We start from the raw sequence: 411 nt of genomic DNA, 5'->3' as shown, positions 1-411 counted from the left end.
CTTGCCATCCGCATCAACACAGATCGTCCGCTCCCGGAGCAGCCGAAAACCAGAGCCGAGGCAATCGAAACCGCGACGACCCTGATCGCCGAGGGCCACGATATTGACCTCGGACTTGCCGGGATCAATTCCGGCGATCTCGGTCGGCTTGGCCTTTCCGTCAGCGACACATTCGACTTCTGCCTCAACATCAAGGCGAGCGCGTCGCTCCTTGAGGCTTACTACCGAATAGCTCTCCAAGGCGGCGCGACAACCGCGCAGGCGGAAGCCGTCATGCTGCGAAGCTACTTCGGCAATGGCGACGCCTCCGTCGGCGAAATGGTGGGCTACGACAAAAAGGTGCTGGCCGAGCGCGAGCGACTGTCCAGCCAACTCGACAGGATCGAGATTGTCGAGGCGCAGGCACAGGCA

At 61.6% G+C, this 411-nt stretch carries 1 protein-coding gene; it reads right to left on the bottom strand.

The features are described from left to right. The coding region (locus CEV33_RS24200; RefSeq protein ID WP_208620136.1) for a hypothetical protein at positions 1–240 on the bottom strand (240 nt) is incomplete at its 3' end. Positions 241–411: the final 171 nt, after the last annotated feature.

Origin of the sequence: Brucella grignonensis (assembly GCF_002252505.1) — a bacterium.
In the GTDB taxonomy this organism is placed as follows: Bacteria; Pseudomonadota; Alphaproteobacteria; order Rhizobiales; family Rhizobiaceae; genus Brucella; species Brucella grignonensis.
This window is presented reverse-complemented; position numbering and strand designations above follow the sequence as displayed.